Here is a 7,292-nt window from a genome sequence, read left to right on the forward strand (position 1 = left end):
GATGGACCGCTTTCTCGATATCTCGCTGACGGTGAATGGAGAGGCGGTCTCCGCCCGCGTCGAGGCGCGCACGCATCTGGTCGACTTCCTGCGGGAAGGGCTGGACCTGACCGGAAGCCATGCCGGCTGCGAACACGGCGTCTGCGGTGCGTGCTCACTGATCGTGGACGGGGCGATGGTGCGGGGCTGCCTGATGCTGGCGGTGCAGGCGCAGGGTTCGGAGGTCTGGACCGTGGAGGGCCTGACCGAGACCGGCGCCATCAGCGCCATCCAGGACGCCTTCGTGGCGCGCAACGCGCTGCAATGCGGCTTCTGCACGCCAGGGATGCTGGTGGCCGCGGCGACGCTGCTGAAGCAGAACCCGAGCCCGACGCGCGAGGAGATCCGCGAGGGCATCAGCGGCAATTACTGCCGCTGCACCGGCTACCAGGCCATCGTCGACGCCATCGAAACGGCGGCCACCGTGATGCGGGAGAGCGCGTGATGAACGACATGCCGCCGCTATCCGCTGTCGACAGGCCGAATTCCTATATCGGCCGTTCGGTCCCCCGCCCCAATGCGAAGCGCCTGGTGGCGGGGCGCGGCCAGTATGTCGATGACATCCGCCTGCCGCGGATGGTCCATGCCGCCTTCCTGCGCAGCCCGCATGCCCATGCGCGCATCCTCTCCATCGACACATCGGCGGCCAAGGCATCGCCGGGCGTGATCCGGGTGGTGACGGGGGCGGAGATGGCCACGGTCTGCACGCCCTGGGTCGGCGTGCTGCATCACCTCAAGGGGCTGAAATCCGCGCCGCAGCACGCGCTGGCCGTCGATGTCGCCTGCTGGCAGGGGGAACCCGTCGTCGCCATCGTCGCGCGGTCGCGCGCGGAGGCGGAGGATGCGATCGGGCTGGTCGAGGTGGAGTGGGAGCCTCTGCCGGCGGTGGTGGATGCCGAGACGGCGCTGGATGCGACGACGCCGGTGATCCATCCCGTGCTCGGCGACAATTTGGCCTTCCAGCGTGACCATGTCGGCGGCGAACCGGATGCCTGCTTCGCGGACCCCGATGCGGTGGTGGTGGAGGCCACCTTCCATACGGGGCGCCATACCGGCGTCTGCCTGGAAGGCCGCGCGATCCTGGCGGACTACAACCCGGCGGAAGGGCGCCTCACGGTTCATCATTCGAACCAGGCGCCGCACATGATGCAGACGGTCTTCGCGAAGCACCTGGCGCTGCGCGAGGGCGATGTGCGCGTCGTCTGCAAGGATGTCGGCGGCAGCTACGGCATCAAGGTGCATGTCTACCCCGATGAGGTCGCGACCGCGGCACTCTCCAAGATGCTCGGCCGGCCGGTGAAGTTCATCGCCGACCGGATGGAGGGCATGGTCAGCGACATCCATGCCCGCGACCACCGCATCAAGGCACGCTGCGCTGTGAAGCGGGACGGCACGCTGCTGGCCATCGAGATCGATGACCTGACGGGCATCGGCCCCTATTCCGTCTATCCCCGGACCTCCGCTGTGGAGGGGAACCAGGTCGTGAACCTGACGGGCGGGCCCTATGTGCTGAAGGGCTACAAGGCACGCACCACGGTGGTGTTCCAGAACAAGACGCCGACATGCCAATACCGCGCCGTCGGCCACCCCATCGCCACCACGGTGACGGAGGGGCTGGTGGACATGGCGGCGGAGGCGATCGGGATGGACCCCGCCGAGATCCGCCGCCGCAACCTGATCGCCGACGATGCCTATCCCTGCAAGAACCTGGCGAACCTCTCCTTCGAGGGGCTGTCGCATCACCAGTGCCTGACAAAGCTGCTGGCGATGATGGATTATGAGGGGCTGAAGGCGGAGCGTGACGCGCTGCGCGCCAAGGGCATCATCCGCGGCATTGGCCTGGCGAGCTTCATCGAACTCACGAATCCCTCCCCCTTCATGTACGGCATCGGCGGCGCGCGGATTTCAGCCATGGATGGCGCGACCGTGCGCCTCGACCCCGATGGCAGCGTGGCCATCGCCTCCGGCGTCACGGAACAGGGCCAGGGGACGGAGGGCATCCTCGCGCAGATCGTGGCGAGCGCGGTGGGCGTGCCGATCAACCGCGTGCGCGTAACCACCGGCGACACCGAGACGACGCCCTATGGCGGCGGCACCTGGGCCAGCCGCGGCGCGGGCATCGGGGGCGAAGCCGCGCTGCAGGCCGGCACGGCGCTGCGCGACCAGATCCTGGTGATCGCGGCATCGATGCTGCAATCCACGCCCGACACACTCGACATCATCGATGGCGTGGTGGTGGACCGCGCGACGGGGGCGGAACGGCTGCCGCTGGAGGAGCTGGGCCGCATCGTCTATTTCCGCGGCGACACGCTGCCGAAGGATTTGCCGCGGGAGCTGGTCGCGACGCGGCACTACACGCCGAAGGATTATCCCTTCTGCTTCACCAACGGCGCGCAGGCCAGCTACGTCGAAGTGGATGTCGAGACCGGCTTCGTCACGCTGCTCCGCCACTGGTGCGTGGAGGATTGCGGCACGGTCATCAACCCCATGCTGGTGGATGAACAGATCCGCGGCGGCGTGGTGCAGGGCCTTGGCGGCGCGCTGCTGGAACACTGCGTCTATTCGCCGGAAGGCCAGCTGCTGACGGGGAGTCTCGCCGACTATCTGCTGCCTATGTCGGGGGAGATGCCGGACATCCAGGTGGCGCATGTGGAGACGCCGACCCGCGAGAGCGCGCTGGGCGCCAAGGGCGCGGGGGAGGCCGGCACCGCGGGCGCCCCGGCCGCGGTGCAGAACGCCATCAACGACGCGCTGCGGCCCTTCGGCGCGCGCGTCCTCGCGCAACCCTTCACGCCGGCGCGCATCCTCGGCGCGCTCGGAAAAATCTAGTCGACAACAGGGAGAACCAGGAAATGAGCCTCATCACACGCCGCCTGCTGCTCGGCACCGCCGCGGCGGCGCCGCTGGCCGCGCCCGGCATCGTCGCCGCGCAGACGCAGATCAACATCACCATCGCCGCATCGCACCCCACCACCATCGCCTGGATCTGGGCGATGCAGCAGGCGCTGATGCCGATGGTGAACCAGCAGCTGGAGAACACCCGCTTCCGCATCCGCTGGCGGGAAGCCTTCGGCGGCACGCTCTACCGCTTCACGGAAACGCGCAACGCGGTGAAGGACGGCATCACCGATGTCGGCTTCGTCGGCACGCTGTGGGAAGGCAGCGCGATGCCGCTGCAGAACGTGACGTACTTCACCCCCTTCGCCACCGACAACCTGCCCCTGCAGGTGGCGGTGATGGAAAAGATGACGAACGAGATGCCCGAGATGCAGCGGGCCTGGACCGAGAACAATATGGTCTATCTCGGCTCCTGCGGGACGGAGACCTATGACCTCTGGACCACCTTCCCGATCCGCACGCTGGATGACCTCCGCAACCGCAAGATCAGCGCGCCGGGCGTCTCCGCCAGCTGGCTGGCCGGCACCGGTGCCGTCGCGGTGAATGGCGCGCTGACGACCTACTACACCGACATCCAGACGGGTGTTTCCGAAGGCGCGCTGTCCTTCGCCTCCGGCATCTTCCCGGTGCGTGTGCATGAGGTCGCGAAGTACATCACGCGGGTCAATGTCGGCTGCATGTATGTCGGCGGCATCGGCATGAACCGGCAGACCTTCAACCGCCTGGACCCCGTGGTGCAGGCCGCCTTCCGCGCCGGTGGCCGGGCGTACACGGAGGCACTGACGAAGCGCGTGGTGGAGACGTCGAGCGCCAACATGCAGGAGATGGTGCAGAAGGGCGCGGTGATGTCCGAATTCCCGGCGGCCGAGCGCGCGCGCTGGGTGGCGGGCCTGCCCGACATCGCCGGCGACTGGGCGCGCACGAATGAGGGCCGCAACCAGCCCGCGCGGAAGGTGCTCGATGCCTACATGACCGGCCTTCGCGCCGGCGGCGCTACGCCGGCGCGCAACTGGGCGGCCTGACTGCGATGACTGGCGCCCCGGCCTGGAAGCTGGCCGGGGCGCGTGCTGCCTGGGGGGTGTTGGATGAGCGAGCTTGATACGGTCAACGAGGCGGCGCAGGAAGCCGCCGCGCGGCCGCCCAAGGACCCCTTCGGCCTGGTGCTGTGGCTGCTCAACAGCCTCGGCACGCTGATGATCGCGGGCATGATGGTGCTGATCGTCTGCGACGTGGTGGGGCGGTCCTTCCTCAACGCGCCGCTGAACGGCGTGGCGGAGATTTCCGCCATGACCATCGTCGCCATCGTCTTCCTGCAACTGCCCGCCACCATCCATGCGCAGCGGATGACGCGGGCGGACATGTTCCTGGCGAAGCTGCAGGCCTGGAGCCCCCGCGCGGCGGAGGTGCTGGAAGCGATCTTCGCCGGCGTCGCCGTCTTCATCTTCTGGATCATCTTCATCTGGACCTGGCCGCAATTCGAGGATGCCTGGCAGCAGAACGAGTTCTTCGGCGTGCAGGGCGTCTGGACCCTGCCGACCTGGCCGATCCGGCTTTCCATCCTGGTGGGCTGTGCCGGCGCCATGGCCGCTTCCGCGCTGCAGGCCGTGCTGTCCCTGAAGCGCGCCGTGACCGGAGCTTCCGCATGATCGAGATCGAGATCGGCCTGGCGCTGATTGCCATCATGGCGGCGCTGGTATTGTCGGGCATCCCGATCGGCATCGCGCTTGTGTTACTGTCCTATATCGGCATCGGCCTGATCCGGGAGAACTGGGACCTGGCCGGGCGGATGCTCGCACTCGCCTCCTACGCCGCGATATCGGACTACCTCTTCGCCACCATCCCGCTATTCGTGCTGATGGGACTGCTGGTCTCCGTCAGCGACATCGGGAAGGACACATTCGAGGTCGCGCAATACCTGCTGCGCAAGCTGCGCGGCGGGCTCGGCATGGCGACCGTCGCGGCCAATGCGGTGTTCGGCGCGGTGACGGGCATTTCCATCGCCTCGGCCGCCGTCTTCACCAAGGTCGCCGTGCCGCAGATGATGCGCTTCGGCTACACGCCGAAATTCGCGGTGGGCTGCGTGGCGGGGTCCTCCATCCTCGGCATGCTGATCCCGCCATCGCTGCTGATGATCATCTATGGCGTGCTGGCGGAGGTCTCGATCGGCCGGCTGTTCCTGGCGGGCATCGTGCCGGGGCTGCTGATGGCCTTGGCTTTCGTCGCGATGATCTGGCTGCTGGCGACCTATCGGCCCGACATGGTGCAGCCCCTGGCGGCGCAGGCGGCGCTGCCCATCCAGGTGGAGACCACGGCAAGCCTGCTCGGCAAATCGGTGCCCATCGCGACGTTGATCACCCTCGTCCTCGGCGGCCTCTACACCGGCTTCTTCACGCCGACGGAAGCCGGCGCCATCGGGGCTTTCGGCGCGCTGATGATCGCGCTGGTACGGCGGCGCCTGTCCCTGCCGCGCTTCTGGCGCATCCTGGTGGAGACGGGGTTCGTCTCCGTCGGCATCCTGTTCCTGTTGATCGCGGCCAGCATGTATTCGCGGATGCTGACCATGGCCGGCATCCCGGCCTCCATCGCGGACCTGATCCAGACGATGGGGCTCGGCGTCTACGGCTTCCTTCTGGTCTACATCCTGTTTGTGCTGCTGCTGGGCATGATCATCGACAGTTCGTCGATCCTGCTGATCGTCACGCCGATCGCCGCACCCATCGCCAAGGATTTCGGGATCGACCTGATCCATTTCGGGATCATCACCGTCATCGCGGTGGAGGTCGGGCTGCTGACGCCCCCCTTTGGCATCAGCGCCTTCGCGGTGAAGGCGACGCTGAACGACAAGCGGATCGGGCTGGAGACGATCTTCGCCGGCGCCCTTCCCTTCGTCGGCGTCATGCTGGCAGTGCTGGCGCTGATCGTGGCCTTCCCGGGGCTGTCGCTGGTCTTCGCGGGTTAACCCGGAATCAGGCCCAGGCGGCGCGCGGCGACCACGCGGTAGAGGCGGTCGCCGCGGAATTCCTCCTCGCAGCGCGCGGAATAGGCGAGGGAGACGTCGTGCTCGTCATCCGACGCGCAGGCGGCGGCGGCGATCTCATCCCATTCGGGGGCGGGCAGCGCGCGCATGGCGTCCGCTTCCGCTTCCGTCAGCGGGCGGGGGAAGCCCATCTTCGGATAGACGGAGGCGATGGCCTGCCAGAAGAAGCGAATGGCGCGCTTCTGTTCCTCCGTCTTCAGCAGGGGCAGCACCAGGCGCAGCCAATGCGCGCCGGTCACGGCGTGGATCGCGCAGAATTCCATCGTGTGCGCCAGCACCAGCAGCGAATCGCGGGCGATGAGGTCGAGCGTGTCGTCCCGCACCTCCAGCCAGTCATGCACCGGGGAGAAGGCGGGCATTCGCGCCACCTTGCGCATGGCGTGCCAGAGCAGGCCTTCATCGAAGGTGAGCGCGACGAGGGTCGGATCCGCCGCCACGCGCGCCAGCACGCCGAGCGGTTCGGTTGTGACGGGCTTCTGGCCGACGCCTTCGCCGAGCGGCAGGTAGGTGGCGGCCCAATAGCCGAGGCTTTCGGCCACTTCCTCCGCATCCCCGGCGTCCCGCGCATAGGCGAGCCGCATCAGCGCGTGCAGCGCGCTGGCGGCCAGGCCCGGCAGCAGGCGGGGCAGATAGCGGCTGGCCAGCGCCTCCGCCGAGCCGAGGCGGGCGAGTTCGGCGCGGAAGAAGGCGCGGTAGGCGGCCTGGGCCGGCCGTTCGCCGAGGCGCAGGGTCCAGTTGAGCTGGGTGATCGTGACGTCGGAGCGGGGCGTGGCGGCCAGGTGGTTCTGGCGCCGATAGGCGTCGAGGAAGCGGCGGGCATCGGCTTCGGTGCCGCCGAGGCGCTTCTGGGCGTGCAGGACCATGGGGGTGTGGTTGGCGAAGGCCTCCCCGTATTCCGCGCTGAGGGATCGGGCTTCGGTCAGCGCGTCGCTCATCCTGGGCCCTCCTTGGTCGTCATGGGTGCAGCATAGACTACCGACGCGTGTGAGGGGAGGCGGCTGGCGGTTGCCTTGGGGGAAGGGGTTTCCCCCTTGCCCGGTCCGAATGGGGCGTAGCATCGCTGAATTTCATGAACCAAAACAAATTGATGACGGTCCAGGGCCGGTTCGGCCCTGGCGGATGGGGTGCGGGGAAGGCAGCGCCTTCCCTGCGGCCGAAAAGCGCCCCCCGGCGGATTTCCCGCTCGCGGGGCAGTGCCCCGCGCCGCTACGCGGCCGCAAAAAGAAATCAGGACCCGCGCTGCGCGCCAGGATTCTCATGCCTCCGGCGGATTTCCCGCTCGCGGGGCAGTGCCCCGCGCCGCTACGCGGCCGCAAAA

The 7,292-nt window shown here is 68.0% G+C and carries 6 protein-coding genes; 5 read left to right on the forward strand and 1 reads right to left on the reverse strand.

Features of this window, described 5'->3' with window-relative positions:
• Position 1 precedes the first annotated feature (1 nt).
• The 5 genes from ACTIE5_RS17530 to ACTIE5_RS17550 all read left to right on the forward strand — a co-directional run bounded on the left by ACTIE5_RS17530 (position 2) and on the right by ACTIE5_RS17550 (position 5,896).
• Entirely contained in the window at positions 2–484 is a 483-nt protein-coding gene (locus ACTIE5_RS17530) for a (2Fe-2S)-binding protein (RefSeq protein ID WP_439551000.1), read from the forward strand.
• Positions 484–2,868: a xanthine dehydrogenase family protein molybdopterin-binding subunit gene (locus tag ACTIE5_RS17535; RefSeq protein WP_439551001.1), complete on the forward strand. Its 2,385-nt coding sequence runs from the start codon at positions 484–486 to the stop codon at positions 2,866–2,868. Before ACTIE5_RS17530 ends, ACTIE5_RS17535 begins: the two co-directional genes overlap by 1 nt.
• 23 nt (positions 2,869–2,891) lie before the next feature.
• Positions 2,892–3,959: a C4-dicarboxylate TRAP transporter substrate-binding protein gene (locus tag ACTIE5_RS17540; RefSeq protein WP_439551002.1), complete on the forward strand. Its 1,068-nt coding sequence runs from the start codon at positions 2,892–2,894 to the stop codon at positions 3,957–3,959.
• Between the two features lie 63 nt (positions 3,960–4,022).
• The gene (locus tag ACTIE5_RS17545) at positions 4,023–4,583 is read left to right on the forward strand and encodes a TRAP transporter small permease subunit (protein ID WP_439551003.1); all 561 of its coding nucleotides are present in this window, start codon (positions 4,023–4,025) and stop codon (positions 4,581–4,583) included.
• The gene (locus tag ACTIE5_RS17550) at positions 4,580–5,896 is read left to right on the forward strand and encodes a TRAP transporter large permease (RefSeq protein ID WP_439551004.1); all 1,317 of its coding nucleotides are present in this window, start codon (positions 4,580–4,582) and stop codon (positions 5,894–5,896) included. Before ACTIE5_RS17545 ends, ACTIE5_RS17550 begins: the two co-directional genes overlap by 4 nt.
• On the opposite strand, the gene ACTIE5_RS17555 is transcribed toward ACTIE5_RS17550, so the two are convergent.
• On the reverse strand, positions 5,893–6,909 hold the full coding sequence (locus ACTIE5_RS17555; protein WP_439551005.1) for a questin oxidase family protein: 1,017 nt from the start codon (positions 6,907–6,909) through the stop codon (positions 5,893–5,895). The two genes, ACTIE5_RS17550 and ACTIE5_RS17555, sit on opposite strands and share 4 nt — an antisense overlap.
• Positions 6,910–7,292 lie beyond the last annotated feature (383 nt).

Source organism: Falsiroseomonas sp. (assembly GCF_051859025.1).
Classification (GTDB): Bacteria; Pseudomonadota; Alphaproteobacteria; order Acetobacterales; family Acetobacteraceae; genus Falsiroseomonas.

What these genes read in the sequence shown, in the direction of transcription:
- ACTIE5_RS17530 (WP_439551000.1), top strand. Translation starts at nt 2, where the DNA reads ATGGACCGCTTTCTCGATATCTCGCTGACGGTGAATGGAGAGGCGGTC.
- ACTIE5_RS17535 (WP_439551001.1), top strand. Translation starts at nt 484, where the DNA reads ATGAACGACATGCCGCCGCTATCCGCTGTCGACAGGCCGAATTCCTAT.
- ACTIE5_RS17540 (WP_439551002.1), top strand. Translation starts at nt 2,892, where the DNA reads ATGAGCCTCATCACACGCCGCCTGCTGCTCGGCACCGCCGCGGCGGCG.
- ACTIE5_RS17545 (WP_439551003.1), top strand. Translation starts at nt 4,023, where the DNA reads ATGAGCGAGCTTGATACGGTCAACGAGGCGGCGCAGGAAGCCGCCGCG.
- ACTIE5_RS17550 (WP_439551004.1), top strand. Translation starts at nt 4,580, where the DNA reads ATGATCGAGATCGAGATCGGCCTGGCGCTGATTGCCATCATGGCGGCG.
- ACTIE5_RS17555 (WP_439551005.1), bottom strand. Translation starts at nt 6,909, where the DNA reads ATGAGCGACGCGCTGACCGAAGCCCGATCCCTCAGCGCGGAATACGGG.